This is a genomic window from Flavobacterium sp. PS2 (assembly GCF_046250155.1).
Taxonomy (GTDB): domain Bacteria; phylum Bacteroidota; class Bacteroidia; order Flavobacteriales; family Flavobacteriaceae; genus Flavobacterium.
In genome coordinates this window covers 3,243,900-3,261,904 of record NZ_CP176426.1, presented here as the reverse complement: position 1 = coordinate 3,261,904, position 18,005 = coordinate 3,243,900, and the positions used below count along the sequence as shown (strand labels likewise).

The 18,005-nt window shown below is 33.1% G+C and carries 20 protein-coding genes and 2 tRNA genes; 12 read left to right on the top strand and 10 right to left on the bottom strand.

Going from position 1 to position 18,005, the window contains the following annotated elements:
* Nucleotides 1-19: 19 nt before the first annotated feature.
* The 7 genes from aqpZ (at nucleotide 20) to ACJ6WR_RS14200 (ending at nucleotide 6,738) form a co-directional block, all read left to right on the top strand.
* Nucleotides 20-727, top strand: a complete 708-nt coding sequence (aqpZ, locus tag ACJ6WR_RS14230) for an aquaporin Z (protein ID WP_035619439.1) — start codon at nucleotides 20-22, stop codon at nucleotides 725-727.
* Between the two features lie 46 nt (nucleotides 728-773).
* Complete coding sequence (locus tag ACJ6WR_RS14225; RefSeq protein ID WP_039111646.1) at nucleotides 774-1,016, top strand: GlsB/YeaQ/YmgE family stress response membrane protein; 243 nt, start codon at nucleotides 774-776, stop codon at nucleotides 1,014-1,016.
* 193 nt (nucleotides 1,017-1,209) lie between these two features.
* Nucleotides 1,210-2,037 carry a sterol desaturase family protein gene (locus tag ACJ6WR_RS14220; protein WP_039120261.1) on the top strand — a complete coding sequence of 276 codons (828 nt, stop codon included), beginning with the start codon at nucleotides 1,210-1,212 and terminating at the stop codon, nucleotides 2,035-2,037.
* A 122-nt stretch (nucleotides 2,038-2,159) separates the two neighbouring features.
* Nucleotides 2,160-2,438 (top strand): DUF2805 domain-containing protein, encoded by a 279-nt coding sequence (locus ACJ6WR_RS14215; RefSeq protein WP_039111648.1) that lies wholly within the window; start codon nucleotides 2,160-2,162, stop codon nucleotides 2,436-2,438.
* Between the two features lie 113 nt (nucleotides 2,439-2,551).
* Nucleotides 2,552-4,411: a peptidase M61 gene (locus tag ACJ6WR_RS14210; protein ID WP_039111649.1), complete on the top strand. Its 1,860-nt coding sequence runs from the start codon at nucleotides 2,552-2,554 to the stop codon at nucleotides 4,409-4,411.
* Between the two features lie 120 nt (nucleotides 4,412-4,531).
* On the top strand, nucleotides 4,532-5,242 hold the full coding sequence (locus tag ACJ6WR_RS14205) for a DUF4369 domain-containing protein (RefSeq protein ID WP_409415576.1): 711 nt from the start codon (nucleotides 4,532-4,534) through the stop codon (nucleotides 5,240-5,242).
* A 236-nt stretch (nucleotides 5,243-5,478) separates the two neighbouring features.
* Nucleotides 5,479-6,738, top strand: a complete 1,260-nt coding sequence (locus tag ACJ6WR_RS14200; RefSeq protein WP_409415575.1) for a hydroxymethylglutaryl-CoA reductase — start codon at nucleotides 5,479-5,481, stop codon at nucleotides 6,736-6,738.
* A gap of 66 nt (nucleotides 6,739-6,804) precedes the next feature.
* Here the strand turns inward: ACJ6WR_RS14200 and ACJ6WR_RS14195 are convergent.
* The 7 genes from ACJ6WR_RS14195 to idi all read right to left on the bottom strand — a co-directional run bounded on the left by ACJ6WR_RS14195 (nucleotide 6,805) and on the right by idi (nucleotide 9,912).
* Nucleotides 6,805-6,878, bottom strand: a tRNA-Thr gene (locus ACJ6WR_RS14195).
* Nucleotides 6,879-6,993: 115 nt separating this feature from the next.
* Nucleotides 6,994-7,067 (bottom strand) — tRNA-Thr (locus tag ACJ6WR_RS14190).
* A gap of 78 nt (nucleotides 7,068-7,145) precedes the next feature.
* A complete protein-coding gene (locus ACJ6WR_RS14185) occupies nucleotides 7,146-7,412 on the bottom strand; it encodes a hypothetical protein (protein WP_035619450.1) in 267 nt (88 codons plus the stop codon).
* Nucleotides 7,413-7,468: 56 nt separating this feature from the next.
* Nucleotides 7,469-8,437, bottom strand: a complete 969-nt coding sequence (locus tag ACJ6WR_RS14180) for a type I phosphomannose isomerase catalytic subunit (protein WP_409415574.1) — start codon at nucleotides 8,435-8,437, stop codon at nucleotides 7,469-7,471.
* 64 nt (nucleotides 8,438-8,501) lie between these two features.
* A complete protein-coding gene (locus ACJ6WR_RS14175) occupies nucleotides 8,502-8,960 on the bottom strand; it encodes a peroxiredoxin (RefSeq protein WP_039111652.1) in 459 nt (152 codons plus the stop codon).
* 1 nt (nucleotide 8,961) lies between these two features.
* Nucleotides 8,962-9,372 (bottom strand): 6-carboxytetrahydropterin synthase, encoded by a 411-nt coding sequence (locus ACJ6WR_RS14170; RefSeq protein WP_039111653.1) that lies wholly within the window; start codon nucleotides 9,370-9,372, stop codon nucleotides 8,962-8,964.
* Nucleotides 9,373-9,384: 12 nt separating this feature from the next.
* The gene (gene idi, locus ACJ6WR_RS14165) at nucleotides 9,385-9,912 is read right to left on the bottom strand and encodes an isopentenyl-diphosphate Delta-isomerase (protein ID WP_323489759.1); all 528 of its coding nucleotides are present in this window, start codon (nucleotides 9,910-9,912) and stop codon (nucleotides 9,385-9,387) included.
* Between the two features lie 288 nt (nucleotides 9,913-10,200).
* Here idi and msrB point away from each other — a divergent pair, with 288 nt between their 5' ends.
* From msrB to ACJ6WR_RS14145, 4 genes are all read left to right on the top strand, one after another.
* Nucleotides 10,201-10,761 carry a peptide-methionine (R)-S-oxide reductase MsrB gene (gene msrB, locus ACJ6WR_RS14160; protein WP_409415573.1) on the top strand — a complete coding sequence of 187 codons (561 nt, stop codon included), beginning with the start codon at nucleotides 10,201-10,203 and terminating at the stop codon, nucleotides 10,759-10,761.
* Nucleotides 10,762-10,765: 4 nt separating this feature from the next.
* Nucleotides 10,766-11,374, top strand: a complete 609-nt coding sequence (msrA, locus tag ACJ6WR_RS14155; RefSeq protein WP_409415572.1) for a peptide-methionine (S)-S-oxide reductase MsrA — start codon at nucleotides 10,766-10,768, stop codon at nucleotides 11,372-11,374.
* A 123-nt stretch (nucleotides 11,375-11,497) separates the two neighbouring features.
* The gene (locus tag ACJ6WR_RS14150) at nucleotides 11,498-12,916 is read left to right on the top strand and encodes an aminopeptidase P family protein (protein ID WP_409415571.1); all 1,419 of its coding nucleotides are present in this window, start codon (nucleotides 11,498-11,500) and stop codon (nucleotides 12,914-12,916) included.
* Between the two features lie 48 nt (nucleotides 12,917-12,964).
* A complete protein-coding gene (locus ACJ6WR_RS14145; protein WP_409415570.1) occupies nucleotides 12,965-13,924 on the top strand; it encodes a quinone oxidoreductase family protein in 960 nt (319 codons plus the stop codon).
* 164 nt (nucleotides 13,925-14,088) lie between these two features.
* Here ACJ6WR_RS14145 and ACJ6WR_RS14140 read toward each other — a convergent pair whose 3' ends face one another.
* The 3 genes from ACJ6WR_RS14140 to ACJ6WR_RS14130 all read right to left on the bottom strand — a co-directional run bounded on the left by ACJ6WR_RS14140 (nucleotide 14,089) and on the right by ACJ6WR_RS14130 (nucleotide 17,594).
* Entirely contained in the window at nucleotides 14,089-15,171 is a 1,083-nt protein-coding gene (locus tag ACJ6WR_RS14140) for a hypothetical protein (RefSeq protein WP_409415569.1), read from the bottom strand.
* Between the two features lie 39 nt (nucleotides 15,172-15,210).
* On the bottom strand, nucleotides 15,211-15,912 hold the full coding sequence (locus ACJ6WR_RS14135) for an SMI1/KNR4 family protein (protein WP_409415568.1): 702 nt from the start codon (nucleotides 15,910-15,912) through the stop codon (nucleotides 15,211-15,213).
* A 122-nt stretch (nucleotides 15,913-16,034) separates the two neighbouring features.
* On the bottom strand, nucleotides 16,035-17,594 hold the full coding sequence (locus tag ACJ6WR_RS14130; RefSeq protein ID WP_409415567.1) for an NAD(P)/FAD-dependent oxidoreductase: 1,560 nt from the start codon (nucleotides 17,592-17,594) through the stop codon (nucleotides 16,035-16,037).
* A gap of 151 nt (nucleotides 17,595-17,745) precedes the next feature.
* On the opposite strand from ACJ6WR_RS14130, the gene ACJ6WR_RS14125 reads away from it, so the two are divergent.
* The gene (locus tag ACJ6WR_RS14125) at nucleotides 17,746-17,988 is read left to right on the top strand and encodes a hypothetical protein (protein WP_086894452.1); all 243 of its coding nucleotides are present in this window, start codon (nucleotides 17,746-17,748) and stop codon (nucleotides 17,986-17,988) included.
* Nucleotides 17,989-18,005: the final 17 nt, after the last annotated feature.

Sequence of the window (18,005 nt, the reverse complement as noted above, 5' to 3'; positions counted from 1 at the left end):
TAATTAAACACTTTTTATTATGAAAAAACTTTTTGCTGAATTTTTTGGAACGTACTGGCTTGTATTTGGAGGTTGTGGAAGTGCTATTTTCGCAGCAGGAATCCCAGAATTAGGAATTGGATTTGCTGGTGTAGCACTAGCTTTTGGTTTAACCGTTTTAACGATGGCTTATGCCGTAGGACATATATCAGGAGGTCACTTTAATCCCGCAGTTTCTTTTGGTCTTTGGGCTGGCGGAAGATTCCCTGCAAAAGACCTAGTACCATACATTATTGCACAATGTGTTGGAGCAATTGCTGCTGCCGGAACTTTATATACAATTGCATCTGGTAAAGCTGGATTTGTGATTGATAATACTAAAGCCGGAGCTTTTGCATCAAATGGATTTGGAGCTTTTTCTCCAGAAGGATATTCCTTACAATCGGCTTTTATAGCTGAATTTGTTCTGACTTTATTTTTCTTATTAATCATCCTTGGAGCAACAGATAAATTTGCTAATGGAAGATTTGCTGGAATAGCAATTGGTTTAGGGTTAACATTAATTCACTTAATAAGTATTCCTATCACAAACACATCCGTAAACCCTGCGAGATCATTATCTCAAGCAGTATTTGTTGGTGGAGAACCATTATCTCAAGTTTGGTTGTTTTGGGTTGCACCAATTCTAGGAGCAATTGTAGCAGGTTTTATATATAAATCATTGTTGCAAAATCATGATGCTGCATAAATTATCATTTTCTAAAATCGATTATTAATCCTTAAAACTTTAAAATATGGAATTTTTATATTTCTTACTTATTGGAGCCGTTTCAGGTTGGCTAGCAGGTCAAATATGGAAAGGTGCAGGTTTTGGAATCCTTGGCAACATTGTTGTTGGAATAATAGGTGGTCTTGTAGGCGGATGGATTGCTGGAAAACTAGGTATTGGCGGCGGCGGTTTGCTTTGGCAAATTATAATTGCTGTTGGTGGCGCTTGGGTACTTTTATTTATTATTAGCTTGATAAAAAAAGCCTAACAACTCCTACACACTTGCTATAAATTAGACAAGCAATAATCATTTTATACTAAGAGAAGAAAGAAGTTTAACAACTTTATTTCTTCTCTTTTTTTTATTAGATAGCTACATCAAAACAACATTCAATCTAAAAATCAGACCTTTAAAGAAATCGTATTACTAAAATTATTAAATTTGAGTAAATACTTCTGCCATGAATGAAATTATTTCTTACTTCGGTACCATTCCATCTTTACACAGAAGTCTGATTCTTGTAGGCGGAATAACCATCTTCTGGATGATAGAAAATACTTTTCCTCTTTTTAAATTCAATTATAAAAAATGGAATCACGCTGGAATTAACTTCTTTCTGACATTCACCACCATTTTAATCAATTTTGTATTAGCATTTATCCTATTACAAACTGCAGATTGGACTATTAAAAACAATTTCGGTATCCTACAGTGGCTCCCAGAAATTCCTTTATGGTTATACACAGTTATTGGATTATTGTTATTAGATTTAATTGGAGCCTATCTTGCCCATTTTACCGAACATAAAGTAAAATTTTTATGGCGTTTTCATCTTATTCACCATACCGACACTTGGATCGACACAACAAGTGGCAACCGTCATCATCCTGGAGAAAGTATAATCCGGTTTATTTTTACAACTTTCGGCGTTTTAATTGTAGGAAGTCCGATGTGGATGGTTTTCTTATACCAAACGCTCTCCGTAATATCTACTCAATTTACTCATGCAAATATTTCGTTACCAGACAAAGTTGATTCTTTTTTAAGCTACTTTATTGTTTCTCCAAATATGCACAAAGTACATCATCATTATATATTACCTTATACAGATAGTAATTATGGAAATATTTTTTCAATCTGGGATCGTCTTTTTGGAACTTTTATGACACTACCAAAAGAAAAAATCATCTACGGCGTAGATACGCACATGAACCCAAATGAACATAACAATTTGAAAAATTTACTGCAAATTCCGTTTCAAAAACATCGTTCTCCAAAAAACCGTTAAAATCCACAAAAAAAAGCGACCATAAGCGACGAAGTAATTATTTTTTTTACTAATATTGATATGTAAATTGAATATCAATATATTATTAATCATTAACCCCTATTTGAATTAATTTTCACGTGATGAAAAAGAGTAACCGTAAAGAATTGAACTGGGAACAAACAGAAAAACTTGTTACATTAGCCCTAGAAGAAAAGAATCCTTTTGAAATTATCAAAAAAGAATTTGGATTGGCTGAAAAAGAGGTTTTAGAGATAATGAAAAAGAAAATGCCCGCTGAGAAATTTGAAATGTGGAAAAAGAAAGCTATTGCTAATAAGCCTAAGCCAAAACCTGTTAAGATAGATGATTTTGATGAAGACCTAGATGGAAAATATTACATAAAGAATAAATTAGACTAATCATAAAACTCCTGAAACAGGAGTTTTTTTTTACTCCAATAAATAAAACTGGAATGTTTTTGTAACTTTTTTCAGCTTATAAAGACCAATAATAAAACTAACTCAATAGAATAATGAAAAAAATAATAGTTACACTAGCATTAGCAGCTGTTTTTTTGGGATGTAAAACAGGTAGTTCTACTACTGCATCTGCAAAACCAGAAGTTGCAGTTAACATCAATCTTAACGATGTAAAAGACGACAAAGTTCTCGTTACAGTTACTGCTCCAAAAATAAATACAGATGAAGTAACCTATAGTATTCCTAAAACTGTTCCTGGAACATACTCTGAGGATAACTACGGTAAGTATATCGATGATTTAAAAGCTTATGATTCTAAAGGAACACTCCTTACCGTAAAAAAGCTAGACGACAATACTTGGTCAATAGCAAATGCAAAAACACTAAAGACGATTACTTATTTAGTAAACGATACTTTTGATACTGAAAAAGGAACAGGTTTTGGCAATGACGATGTTTTCTCACCTGCAGGAACAAATATCGATGCCGGAGTTAACTTCATGATAAACACACATGGTTTTGTTGGTTATTTTCAAGACAAACTAGACATTCCTTATAAAGTTACAATTGCACATCCTGCAACACTTTGGGGAGCAACATCTATGACTGATGAAGATGCAAGCAATACAAGCGATGTATTTACAACATCTCACTATGCAGTTTTGGTAGAAAACCCAATTATGTACTCTAAACCAGATTACACTTCATTTGATGTAAACGGAATGGAAATACAAATAGCAGTATATTCTCCAACTGGAAAATTCACAGCCGAAAGTATCACGCCAGAAATGAAAACGATAATGACTGCTCAGAAAAACTTTTTGGGTAAAATAAATTCGACTAAAAAATATACTGTTCTATTATATTTATCGTCTATGAAGCCAACCGATGCTCATGGATTTGGAGCATTAGAACATCCTACAGCAACAACTGTTGTTTTACCTGAAATGATGCCAAAAGAAGAATTGGTAAAATCAATGAAAGATGTAGTATCTCACGAATTCTTTCATATCGTAACTCCATTGACAATTCACTCAAAAGAAATTCAATACTTTGACTACAATGCACCAAAAATGTCTGAACATTTATGGATGTACGAAGGTGTTACCGAATATTTTGCAAACCTTTTCCAAATTAATCAAGGTTTAATCGATGAATCTGAATTCTACTCTCGTATTGCTGAGAAAATAGAACACGCAAAAGCATTAAACGATACAATGTCATTTACAAAAATGAGCGCCAATGTATTAGAACAACCATACAAAGACCAATACTTAAACGTATACGAAAAAGGAGCTCTTATCGGTATGTGTATCGATATCATCATTAGAGAAAAAAGCAATGGCGAAAGAGGAATCTTGGACTTAATGCATAAATTATCAGATGAATATGGTGTTACAAAACCATTTAATGATAATGAGCTTTTCGCAAAAATCACTCAATTAACTTATCCAGAAGTTGGAGCTTTCCTAAACACTTATGTTGCAGGAACAACACCAATTCCTTATGATACTTATTTAGCAAAAGTTGGCGTAACAAACGCTGCCGAAAAAGTTCCCGGAACAATTTTCCTAAAAGGCCAAACTCCATATATTACTATAAATCCTGAGACTAAGCAAATCATGGTTATACCTGAAATGGAATTGAATACTTTTTTCAAAAGTCTAGACTTAAGAGGAGGAGATTACATCCTTTCTATAAACGAAAAGCCATATTCATTAGTAAACATATATGAATTGATCACAGAAAGTCAAACATGGAAAGAAGATGCACCAATAACTGTTAAGATAAAACGCGATGGTAAAGAATTAACTTTAAAAGGCGCTGTTAAACTTCCATACGAAGAAAAGAATACTTTTAAAGCAACAGACAATTCTAAACAAGCACTTAGAAATGCTTGGTTAAAAGGATAATAAGAAATTAAAACAAGAAAATCCCAATTTAGAAATAGATTGGGATTTTTTTATAAATTAAAAGTTGAGCATCGTTTTTTTAAAACTATTTTCTTTATTTTGCAGCAAAATCTATAAACAATGAAAAAAACTATTATTGCATTCGTTACACTTGTTCTTTTAGCTTCATGTAACAAAAACGAATCAAAAACCAACTTGCATATTACCGGAAATATAAAAGGATTAAAAAACGGAACCTTATACATACAAAGAGTAGTCGATACTTCTCTAGTAGCTATAGATAGTATTAAAATCGATGGTAATTCTGCTTTTGAAGCTAACATCGAATTAAAATCGCCAGAGATGTTATATCTATCTGTAGATCGTGGCGTAACCAACTCTTTAGATAATAATATATTATTTTTTGCCGAACCAGGCAGCATTAATATTGATACGAATCTAGATAATTACCTTTCTAGCGCTAAAATTACAGGATCGAAAAACCAAGAATTATACGAAGATTACCGTAAAATAAATTCTCGTTTTAATGATGAAAATCTTAGCCTAATCGAATTACGATTTAAAGCAATAAAAAACAATAACCAGAAAACATTAGACAGCATAGACGAAAAACAAGAGTCTAATATTAAGAGAAAATATTTATACGCTACAAACTTTGCCATTAACAACAAAGATTACGAAATAGCTCCTTACATCGCCTTATCAGAGATATACGATATCAATATTAAATACTTAGATACAATACAAAAATCGATGACTCCAAAAGTAGCACAATCCCTTTATGGAAAAAAATTAACGGAGTACATTGCTAAAATCAAAAAGCAACAATAAAAACAAATTCAAAATACTAAAAATCAATGTTTTAACACTTAAAACATTTTTTTATTACATCCATACTAATCCTGTTTTTTATAAGAACAGGATTTTTTTGTGCCTTTTTTTAAATTATTATCCTTTAAATCTTAAACACTTGATAATTAGATAATTCCACGAAAATAAATCGCGATTTGCGACTTCATATTACTGATTTATAATAACTTAGCTTCATAATTTTAAAAAATAATCTTATGAAAAATCCCCCAAGTAACATCAGTCGCGCAAAGTATGATTTTATTGATTCATCGGTTATTGAAAAACTAGAATCTTATAATCCTCACCTAAGCCAGGAATTAGAAAAAGTACCTACTCAAGATCCCTACACCTTAAATGGTCAAAAATTACGTTTAAATTTTATCCGTAAGCAACTAAATACAAATGTTGACTATCTATCTGGAGAAAAAGTATTCAATGATAATGAAAGTCTAAAAGGCAACATCGAAAATTACATAGGAATGAGCCAAATTCCCACTGGACTTATTGGTCCATTAGTAATAAATGGAAGTTCAGCTCAAGGAAGTTTCTACGTTCCTCTTGCTACTACCGAAGGAACGCTACTTGCATCCTATAACAGAGGCACAAAGGCCTGTAGAGAATCTGGAGCAATTACAGCCATTACATTACAAGAAGGCGTACAAAGAACACCGACTTTTAAATTCAAAAATTTAATTGATTTAGGAAAATTTGTAGAATGGGTATTAGAGCACAAAGAAACATTTTCTGTATTAACCCGAGAAACCAGCAATTATGCAATTTTAAATGATGTAGGAATAAATATAGAAGGAAACATCCTCATTATAAGATTCGAATATAGTTCTGGTGACGCATCGGGTCAAAACATGGTTACAATTTGTACAGATAAAATTTGCAAGTACATCCTGAGCAACTGCCCCATCAAACCAGTATTTTGGACAATCGAAGGAAATACGTCAGGAGACAAAAAAGCAACATCATTAACCACAAGAGTCCGAGGAAAGAAAATAACAGCCGAAATCACATTAAAAAGAGGCATTATTGAATCAGTACTGAAGACAACTCCAGAACTAATGCAACAACAATGGAAAATAAGTGCTTCTGGCTCCGTAAAAGGTGGCAGCATTGGCACTGGCATGCATCCCGCAAATGCTCTCGCAGCTTTATTTATAGCCTGCGGACAAGATGTAGCTTGTACAGGCGAAGCTTCTACCGCTATTACAAGAATGGAAATCGATGAGAATGGAGATTTATATTGCGCTATCACAATGCCAAACATAATCGTAGGAACTGTTGGTGGCGGAACCTCATTCCCTACTCAAAAGGAATGTCTGGAATTAATAGGCTGTTATGGTGCTGGAAAAAGTGGAAAACTAGCCGAAATAGCTGTCGCATTATGCTTAACAGGAGAAATTTCTATTCTGGCAGCTATGGGTTCTGGTCAATTTACGGCAGCTCATCAAAAATTCGGAAGATAATTATACTCCACAATTGAGTATGGCACAAAAAAAAACCATCATATTTCTATGATGGTTTTAACTCTGAGCCGGCGGAGGGACTCGAACCCACGACCTGCTGATTACAAATCAGCTGCTCTAGCCAACTGAGCTACGCTGGCGACTCATTACGGGTGCAAATATATAACTGTTTTTTGATTTCACAAAATAAATTTACACAATTATTAAAATATTTTTTAAATAAAAAAACCATCCTAAAAGGATGGTTTTATGTTGAGCCGGCGGAGGGACTCGAACCCACGACCTGCTGATTACAAATCAGCTGCTCTAGCCAACTGAGCTACGCTGGCGACTCATTACGGGTGCAAATATAAAGCGGTTTTTCGTTTTACCAAAATAAATTTGCACTTTTTTATCGTTTTTTTTTACTACAATTCGTTGATTTTAGCAATCAATTGATTAGCAGTTTCTTCCAATTCAACATTGATTTGTTTGAAGTGTGCTTTTTTATTTTCTACGTTCTTTGCGTTCACTTTTGTGATCAAAGTATCAAAAGCAGCAATAGCTTCATCGATTAAATTGTTAGTTTCTGTAGTTGGTTTTCCTGTAGTAGAAATTTCAAATAAGTAAACTGCTTCAATAATATCTCCTAAAACGTAGTTGATGTCTTTCTTTAAATTCTTAACGTTTGCCATTTTATTTTAATTTTAATTTGCGTTTGCAAAAGTACACATAATCTTTCTATTACCTGCTATGAAATGTAAATTTCTAAAATAGAAGCTTTTCCGTTAAGGATGAACTCATTCAAAGCAGCTGGAACTAATACTGTATCTCCTTTTTTGTATGTCAATTTATTTCCGTCATATTCTATTTCAAAAGAACCTTCAATACACATATAGACTGTAAAAGTTTCTCCGCTTTTACTTACCTCAACCTGACCATCTAACGGAATAAAATTTGTGGTGAAATAAGGACAATCAACCACTACATTAGATTCATTTGTTTTTTTCTGATACTCTTTATAAGTATCTACCTTATTATAATTAATAGCATCTAGCGCTAAATCTACATGCAATTCTCTTTTATTTCCTTGCGCATCTACCCTATCAAAATCATACAAACGATACGTAATATCTGATGTTTGCTGAATTTCTGCAACAACTAATCCTGCTCCTATTGCATGAACCGTCCCAGTTTCCAGAAAGAAAACATCTCCTGGTTTAGCTTTTACATCGTCAAGAATAGAAACTAGTGTATTGTTATTTAAATTCTCCAGATACTCTTCTTTACTAGAATCTTCTTTAAAGCCTACAATAATCCTGGCATTTTCATCTGCTTGCATAACATACCACATTTCAGTCTTACCAAAAGAGTTATGACGTTCCTTAGCCAATTTATCATTAGGATGTACTTGTATTGAAAGATCTTCGCGTGCATCAAGATATTTAAAAAGCAACGGAAACTGTTTCCCAAATTGCTCATGTACTTTTGTTCCCAAAATTTCGTTTGGAAATTCTTCTATAATATCTGTAAGTGATTTTCCTTTCAAATTTCCGTTTGCAACAATACTTACATCGCCTTCAACAGTAGATAACTCCCAGCTTTCGCCAGTAATCTTAGAAGTGATTGGTTTATTTAATACAGTTTTTAATTTTTCGCCTCCCCATATTCTGTCTTTCAAGATTGGTTCGAACTGTAATGGATATAATTTTGGGGTCATCTGTATTATATATTTCTACACAAGTTTCATTTCCATGAATACTGTGTACTATTGTTCTTTTAATTTATGATACTAATTCTTTAATCGCTTCCAACGCCTTAGGAATATGTTTGGCTGCTACCATACTATCAAATATCAGGATTATAACTCCATTTTTATCTACAACGTAAGTTACTCTTCCTGGTAATAATCCAAGTAATCCAGATGGAACACCAAAAAGTGTTCTTATCCTTTTATCTTCGTCTGAAAGAAGAACAAAAGGCAAATGATGTTTATGAGAAAATTTTTGATGAGAATCGACACTATCACTACTAATACCAATTACCTCTGCTCCTAAAGCTACAAAATCTTCATATTGATCCCTAAAACTACAAGCCTCTGTAGTACAACCTGGTGTATTATCTTTAGGATAAAAATAAATAACCAAAGGTTTACGACCTAGTACATCCTTACTCTCAAACACCTCTCCATTAGCATCTTTAGCTGTAAAATTCGGGATAACATCCCCTACTTTTAATGACATTTTACTCTCCTTTATAGGTTACAAAATTACGTGCAGTTTCATATAACACGATTTCTAAATCAAAATCGGGATTTATCTTTTTTCTAATTTTATTCCAAATCACTACTGCAATATGTTCTGCAGTTGGATTTAAATCTTGAAATTCTGGTACGTCAAGATTAAGATTTTTATGATCAAATGGTAATTCTACTTCTTGATATATAATATCCGCCAATATTTTTACATCTATCACAAAACCTGTTTCAGGGTCAACTTCTCCAGTAACACTTACTGTTAAGTCATAATTATGTCCATGAAAATTGGGATTATTACATTTCCCAAAAACGGCATCATTTTTCTCCAACGTCCAATCTTTTCTGTACAGCCGATGGGCAGCATTAAAATGTGCTTTTCTTGATATCGTTACTCTCATGTAGGTTTTGGTTTAAATTTTATGGTCTTCTAGAAAATGATAAAACTCGTCAAAAATTATTTTGAACCAAACGGTGTAAATCTCAGGATGTAATTGCATATCAGTTTTTACATCTTCTATTTTCATCCATTTCCAGGCTTCAGCCTCTTCTGTATTTATAATAGGTTCGTCATTATAACGTCCAATCATAACGTGATCCAGTTCATGTTCTGTTAATCCGTTATCAAAAGGAGCTTTGTATATAAAATGAAAAAGTTCTTTAAGTGGCGTTTTAAAACCCATTTCTTCAAACAATCTTCGACTTCCCGCCTCGATATTAGTTTCTCCTTCTCGTTGATGACTACAACAAGTATTGGTCCAAAGTAACGGAGAATGATATTTATGATGCGCACGTTGCTGTAACATGATTTCATTATTATCATTTAAAACAAAAACTGAAAATGCACGATGTAAAACGGCTTTTTCATGCGCTTCCATTTTAGGCATTAGCCCTATTTGTTCATCATTTAGATTAACTAATATTACGTTTTCTTCTATCATAATTGGTATTAAACACACAAAAATACGAAAAAAGAAATTGCTTTAAAGCCTAGAAAAAGTTTGTGAAAAGTTTAACGAGCCCTGCATTCACTAAAATTTTAATTTTATATCGTGATTATGAGTGTATTAAAGACATGAGAGCAATAATCTCTTATTTTAAATCTGAAACAGCATTTTTTTCGTAAATAATAATAGTTAAAACTCACTTAAATAAGCATCCATTTGTAAAGTGCACGACAGTTTACTAACAAGAACCATCTTAACTTTACAACACAAAATCAATTAATTATGAAAACAAAAGCCCATTTTTTAAGCTTATTATTTTTGCTCCCACTATTTATATTTCAAGCCTGTGGACAAAATACAAAAGAACAATACACCTCTACAAAAAACAATCCTATGGAAAATAAAATTAGCAAACCCGATAATCCATATTACTCTAATACCGATACAAAAAAACTAAATCTTACCGATGCGCAATGGAAAAAAGTATTGCCCGAAGATGTATATGAGGTAATGAGACATGCTGATACCGAAAGACCTTTTACTGGAAAATACTGGAACACCGACGAAAAAGGAACTTATTATTGTGCAGCATGCGGAAACAAACTCTTTAGATCCGGAGCAAAATTTGCAAGTAGTTGTGGCTGGCCAAGCTTTTTTGAGCAAGAAAGTAAAAACAGCGTAACGTACAAACAAGATAACTCTCTGGGCATGGAAAGAACCGAAGTTCTTTGCGGCAGATGCAGCGGACACTTAGGTCATTTATTTGATGATGGTCCAGCACCAACCGGAAAAAGATATTGCATGAACTCTATCGCTCTAGATTTTATACCCGATAATAAATAATAGTATGAAAAACACCATTTTAATCTGTCTTTTAATCCTATCAATTAATGGATTTGGACAAGCAAAAAAACAACCCAATTACGATACCATCACTCTTGGTGGAGGATGTTATTGGTGCGTAGAAGCTGTTTACGAAAATTTAAACGGAGTAAAATCTGTAGTATCTGGTTTCTCTGGAGGAAAAACCATTAATCCGAGCTACGAAGAAGTATCAACCGGAAAAACTGGTTTTGCCGAAGTAGTTCAGATTACATACGACAAAAACGTAACAAACCTAGACGAGATATTTAAAGTATTCTTTACCGTACACGACCCAACAACCTTAAACAGACAAGGTGCCGATGTAGGAACACAATATCGTTCGGTTATTTTTTATAAAAATGAAGAACAAAAAAATGCCGCAAATAACATTATAAATGCATTAAAAAAAGCAAAAGTATACAACGACCCGATAGTAACCGCCATAGAACCATTTACAAAATTTTACAAAGCCGAGGATTATCATCAAAATTATTATGACAATAACAAAAACCAGCCCTATTGTAAAATGGTAATACAACCAAAAATAGAAAAGTTTGAAAAGGTATTTAAAGACAAATTAAAAAAGAAATAGTTATTAATTCACTAAGCCGCTTATGAAAATGAGCGGTTTTTTTATTTTAATAATCAATGTCAAAATTTCGTAATTTGCATCAATCTATTAAGAACCAGAACTCTTTAACCAAACCACAAAAAAATGAAGCGTATAATCTTATCCCTTTTATTCCTACTGCTTTTTAATTACAATCATGCTCAGGAAAACTTACCTACAGATTATCTTTCTAAAGAATTCCACAAAGGACGAAGAGAAGCTTTTAGGAACTTAATGCCTGCAAATTCTGTAGCAGTAATCTTTTCTTATCCCGAAAGAAAATTCTCTAGAGATATAAACTATAATTTCCATCAAAATCCTGATTTGTATTATTTAAGCGGTTACAAAGAACCCGATGCCGTTTTATTACTATTTAAAGAACCTCAGGGAACTGGTGAAACAGCTTACAACGAAATCCTTTTTGTTAGAGAAAGAAACGCAGCTCATGAAATGTGGACAGGAAGACGCTTAGGTACCGATGGAGCAAAATCGAAATTAGGTTTTACAACTGTTTATAACGGAAAAGATTTCAAGGACTTTCCTATAGACTTTAAAAAATTCGACAAAATAATTTACGATAAAATCCCAACTGACATTGGTAAAGACACAAGCGGTTTTGATCTTTTTGGATTACTACAAACATTTAAAACAAAAGCAGCAATTACAAATGACGATGTAGCATCTTTACTATTATTCGAAAATATTACGGCAACACTTCGCGAAATAAAAACTCCAGAAGAAATTGATTTAATGCGTAAATCGGTTAAACTCTCCTGCATTGCTCATAATGAGGTTATGAAAGCAATTAACATCGATATGAGCGAAAATGAAGCCGATGGAATTCATGCTTATATTCACAGAAAATATGGAGCTGAAGGAGAAGGTTATCCTCCAATTGTTGGCGCAGGAGCTAATGGTTGTATTTTGCATTATGGCGAAAACAATAGCACCAAAATAGACAACCAATTATTATTAATGGATGTAGGATCTGAATATCATGGCTATTCTGCCGATGTTACCCGAACTATTCCTGCAAACGGAAAATTTACCGAAGAACAAAAGGCTATCTATCAACTAGTTTACGATGCTCAAGAAGAAATTTTTAAAATTTGCAAAGAAGGAACTCCTCTCGCAGATCTAAACATCAAAGCCAGAGAAGTTCTAGCCAAAGGATTACTGAAATTAGGAATCATTAAAGACTTAAAAGAAGTAAGCATTTATTACCCACACGGATGTTCACACTTTCTTGGTTTAGATGTTCACGACAAAGGAAATTACAGTGGTCCGAAAAGCTTACTAAAAGAAAACATGATTATTACTGTCGAACCAGGAATTTACATTCCCGCAAATAGTAAATGCGATAAAAAATGGTGGAATATCGGGGTTCGTATCGAAGATGATATTCTCATAAAAAAAGATTCATACGAAAACCTATCTGTTGATTCTCCTAGAAAATGGCAAGATATTGAGAAACTAGCTTCACAAAAAAGCAAGTTCAACGAATTTAACTTACCAAAAATTTAACCTATAATTATTTCCTTTATAAATATTTCACTGTTATAATTAGACAAAATGAAAGCATTAACTTTTTCTACTTTTGGAAACTCAGATGTACTTGAATACATCGACATTCCAAATCCGCAATTAAAATCCGACGAAATCTTGGTCGAAATGAAAGCCATCGGGTTAAATTTTGCCGATGTATATCGCCGAAAAGGAAACTATCATCTTAAAGGAAATCCGCCTTTTATCGCTGGCTATGAAGGCTCAGGAATCGTAGTAAACACAAATAACCACTCAGAGTTTAAAATTGGAGACAGAGTTGCGTTTGCCGATGTTCCTTTTGCAAATGCCGAACTCGTTGCCGTTAATATAAATCATGTAATTCCGTTACCAGAAGCAATCGATTTTGAAACTGGAGCCTCCATCTTATTACAAGGATTAACAGCCCATTACCTCGCCACCGATAGTCACAAAACACTAAAAGGAGAAACAGTTATTATTCACGCTGTTGCTGGAGGTGTTGGACAATTCCTTACACAAATAAGCAAACTTCTAGGCGCAACCGTAATTGGCTTAACCTCCTCTTCCGACAAAGCAAAAATTGCTATCGAGCAAGGAGCCGACCATGTATTCTTATACAATGACAATTGGAAGGCTGAAGTTTTTAAAGTAGTTCCAAACGGTGCCGATGTCGTTTATGATAGTATTGGTAACACCTTAAATGATAGCTTCGAAGTAACCAAAGATTGTGGACAGGTTGTGTTTTTCGGAATGGCTGGCGGAGATCCTGAACCAGTAGATCCAAGAATGCTTATGGATACTTCCAAAACATTAACAGGTGGAGATTTATGGAGTTATTTAACCACTAGAGAAGAAAGAATAAAAAGAGCCAATCAGTTATTCACATGGATTATCGAAGGAAAAGTTTCACTTGCAACACCTACTTCTTTTAAACTATCAGAAGGAAAACAAGCACACAATTACTTAGAAAGTCGAAAAAGCACAGGGAAAATAATTTTGATTCCTTAAAAATCGTCTATAAGTAAAAAAAACAAACACGAATTTCACAAATTACCACTAATTCATAGTTGGGTTAGTTTCGCTATAAAAATTTGTGGTAATTTGTGAAATTCGTGTTTAAATTTATTTATAATGCTTGTAACCAAATAGTAGTTATGATAAATTTTTCTCTTTTATGTCAACTTATCAATTCCTATTTCGGTTATTTCAGCTAATTCTAATATTCTATTTACATCATTTTTATTTGCTACAAAAAACAAATAACTATCTCCCATTGTATCATAACTCATTAATTCCAGATCTAGTTTCCCTAATGCAGTCTGAATATACGGAAACAAGTCATGACTATATGTTTCTTCTGGATATTCAAAATTAAGCTCCTGATCAATCATTTCGGATATAAAATACTCTGCATCCTCAGGATCAAATTTCCAGTCGCTATGCCATGTATTTATTCCGTCGAAAAAATCAAATTCATAATCATAATCTTCATCTCCCTCATTTTTTCCAAAATTATCATAAAGAATCTGTGACTGCTCTTCCAGCAATTCTTCTTCAATATCTCCTCTCGAGATTAATTGCAAAAATTCTTTAAAATGCGCTATCGAAACTTCATCTGCCAGTAAACTTTCAGCAGAAGGAAGAATGACTGTTGATGGTATTTCGATTTCCATATACTCACAAATTCCTTGTAAAACCCTTTCAAATTCTTTGAATCCTATTTTCTGAATTTCATTTTTAGGATTATTTATGTCGATGTATTCGGTATCTAAAATTCCTTTTACATAATCAAAAAAATAACTGTTATTGTACAGAATCCTAAAGTCATTTGTTTCTAAACTATTCGTACAACAAAAGAAAATGACAAAATTATGCAAGACATGTTTTAGATGTTTTTTTGATTCCGGAGTTGGCTCAGAATAAAACTGAATATGAACATAATCATATTCTAATTCTGTTTGTATAACCTCTTCAGAAAGTACTCCGATATCAATTTTTTTATACAATTCGTTTAAAACCTCATACGCATTCTTGAATCCGTTTCCCTCAATCTCTTTTCTTCCCTCCTCATGATTTAATGAACTTGGAAATGAATAAAAATTTACAGAAACAGTATCATGAACTCCTTTCATTTTAAAATCAACACTACTTACCTCATTATACAAATAAGAGTAGATTGAATATATAACATCAAAAGAAACAATTGATTTTGGATCATTATTTCGTCCAAAGAAATTAGAAAAGAAATCTTTCATAGAGTTTATTTAGTGATTTATTTTATTAGACTCTTATAATTATGATTCGCTTGAATATTCAAAACTAGAATCCATTTTATCAAATGGGATAACTTCTGCTAATGTCTTTTTTAATTCAACATCAGTTAACAACCCTCGCTTTGCTTCTTTCATTTTAGGCAATAGAATTTCATAATCTATGATTTCCCTATTAAACACAGTTTGCAAAACATCATTTTGTTTATCTGTTAGATACTTTTTATGCGTTTTAAGAACCCTCTCTAGATTATCCTTAAATTCTTCGTCACTTACATCATTGTAAACATCTTGATCAGACATATCTGTTAACAGCATTCTAAAAACAAAATCCTGCATATTCTTCGCTAGATAATTTACTTCATTCATATCGTGCCAAACAAAAACTATAGGATTCTCTCCATTATTTTCTTCATTTACAAAGAAACAATAATGATCTCCAGCTCCGCTTTGCCCGAATGGTATAAATTTGAATTCTTCTTTTATTTCACGATAACCTTCAGGATCCGAAAGTTCGTCTATTGCTTCATTTACCCCCTTAAGATTAAGCAATTCAAAATCATAAGAATGTAAAAGCAATGTAGGGTTTTCTTTTAATTTAGGATAAACTGTAGTGTACCAATCAGGTCCATATTCTCCAACATTAAGCATTCCGTCTAGAAAGAATTCCTTATAAATAATTGGATATGTAAATCCGTTTTTAGTTTCAATATCTAATAATGGCATAATATAATATTTAAAAAAGTTACTTTAAGATTTAATCACATTCCAAATTTCAGAATTACAACTAACCTCTTAAAGCAACTAAAATAATATTATTTTTACTCCAAACTAAGTAATTTAGCAGATTATTTTAAAGCTTCTGCAATCATCAAGGCGCATTTTTCTCCATCTATAGCTGCAGATATAATTCCGCCAGCATAACCCGCACCTTCTCCACAAGGATACAATCCTTTTATTTGCAAATGCTCATACGTATCTGCATTTCTAGGGATACGAACTGGCGATGACGTTCTACTTTCTGGCGCATGAAGAATAGCTTCATTGGTTAAATACCCACGCATTGATTTTCCAAATTCCGAAAAACCTTCACGTAATATTTGAGATAAGAAACCAGGAAATACCTGCCCCATTTCTACCGAAGTAGTTCCGGGAACATAAGATGTTTTAGGAATATCCGATGAAACTTTATTTTGAGTAAAATCTACCATTCGTTGTGCTGGAACTTTTTGAGTTTCTCCTGCCAAATGCCATGCTTTTTGTTCTATACTTTTCTGAAATTCCATTCCAGCCAAAGCTCCGAATTTAGCAAACGGTTTAAAATCTTCTAACTTTAATTCGATTACTATTCCAGAATTGGCTGTAGCCTGATCTCTTTTAGATGGAGACCAACCATTAGTAACTACTTCGCCAGGACTTGTTGCACATGGCGCAATTACACCACCAGGACACATACAAAAAGAATACATTCCTCTTCCTCCTACTTGTTTCACTATAGAATATGGCGCTGGAGGCAAATGCTCTCCACGATAATCACAACTATACTGAATACTATCTATTAAAGATTGCGGATGTTCGGCTCTTACGCCCAAGGCAAAAGGCTTGGCTTCGATAAAAATTTTCTTTCTATCTAATAATTCAAAGATATCACGAGCAGAATGTCCCGTTGCCAATATTAATTTATTAGCACTAATTGTATCTCCTTTTTGAGTTACAATTCCTTCAACTTCATTGTTTTTTACAAGAATATCAGTTACTCGGGTTTCAAACAAAACTTGTCCCCCGCATTCAATAATTTTTTCTCGAATATCCTGAATAATCTTTGGTAATTTATTAGTTCCGATATGTGGATGCGCTTCTATCAAAATATCATCAGAAGCTCCAAAAGCAACCAATAATTCGAGAATTCTGGTTACATCTCCACGTTTTTTAGATCGTGTATATAATTTTCCGTCAGAGTAAGTTCCTGCTCCGCCTTCTCCAAAACAATAATTAGAATCTTCGTTTACGAAATGTTCTGTATTTATCGCTTTTAAGTCTCGTCGGCGACCTCTTACATCTTTTCCTCTCTCGAGAACAATTGGTTTTAAACCTAATTCTATTAATTGCAAAGCTGCAAAAAGTCCTGCTGGACCAGCACCAACAACAATTACCTCTTGCGCTCCAGATACATTTTTATATTCTGGAAGCTCGATTTTAGTTGGCTGAAAAACTTCATTTTGTAAATAAATATTCACCTTCAAATTGATTTTTATCGCTTTTTGGCGCGCATCAATGGAGCGTTTTAAAATAGATATATGCTGAATTTCATTTAGTGAAACTTTTATTTGTTTCGACAAATGTTCTTTTAGCAATAACTCATTTGCTGCTATTTCGGGCGATACTTGAAGTAAAAGTTCTCTTGGCATTATATATATTTCTGTTGAATATGTTAATCATTTAGACGAAAAACAGAATGCAAAAATAGTATTTTGAAGTGGAATTTGTTCCTTAATATAGTATCCATTTTTTAAAACAGACTTTGTACCTTTGTTTTGTAAAAACTTTTCCTCTAAAAAAATGTCAAGAAAAATAAAATTAATATGGGATTTCCGTGGCCCAGCTTCAGCAAAAACCGCAGAACATCATGAAATTCATTTAAAAGAATTTATCGCTATCGAAAAGCTTCCTTTAAATATAACTGGATTTACAGTCCTAAACGATATGTATGCTATTGCTTATATGGTTGTAACCGATGAAAACATGATTCAGGTTCGCGACGCTTTAAAACCGCACCGCGGGGAAGTGTATCCAGAAGAGTAAAATTCCAAATTTTTTAA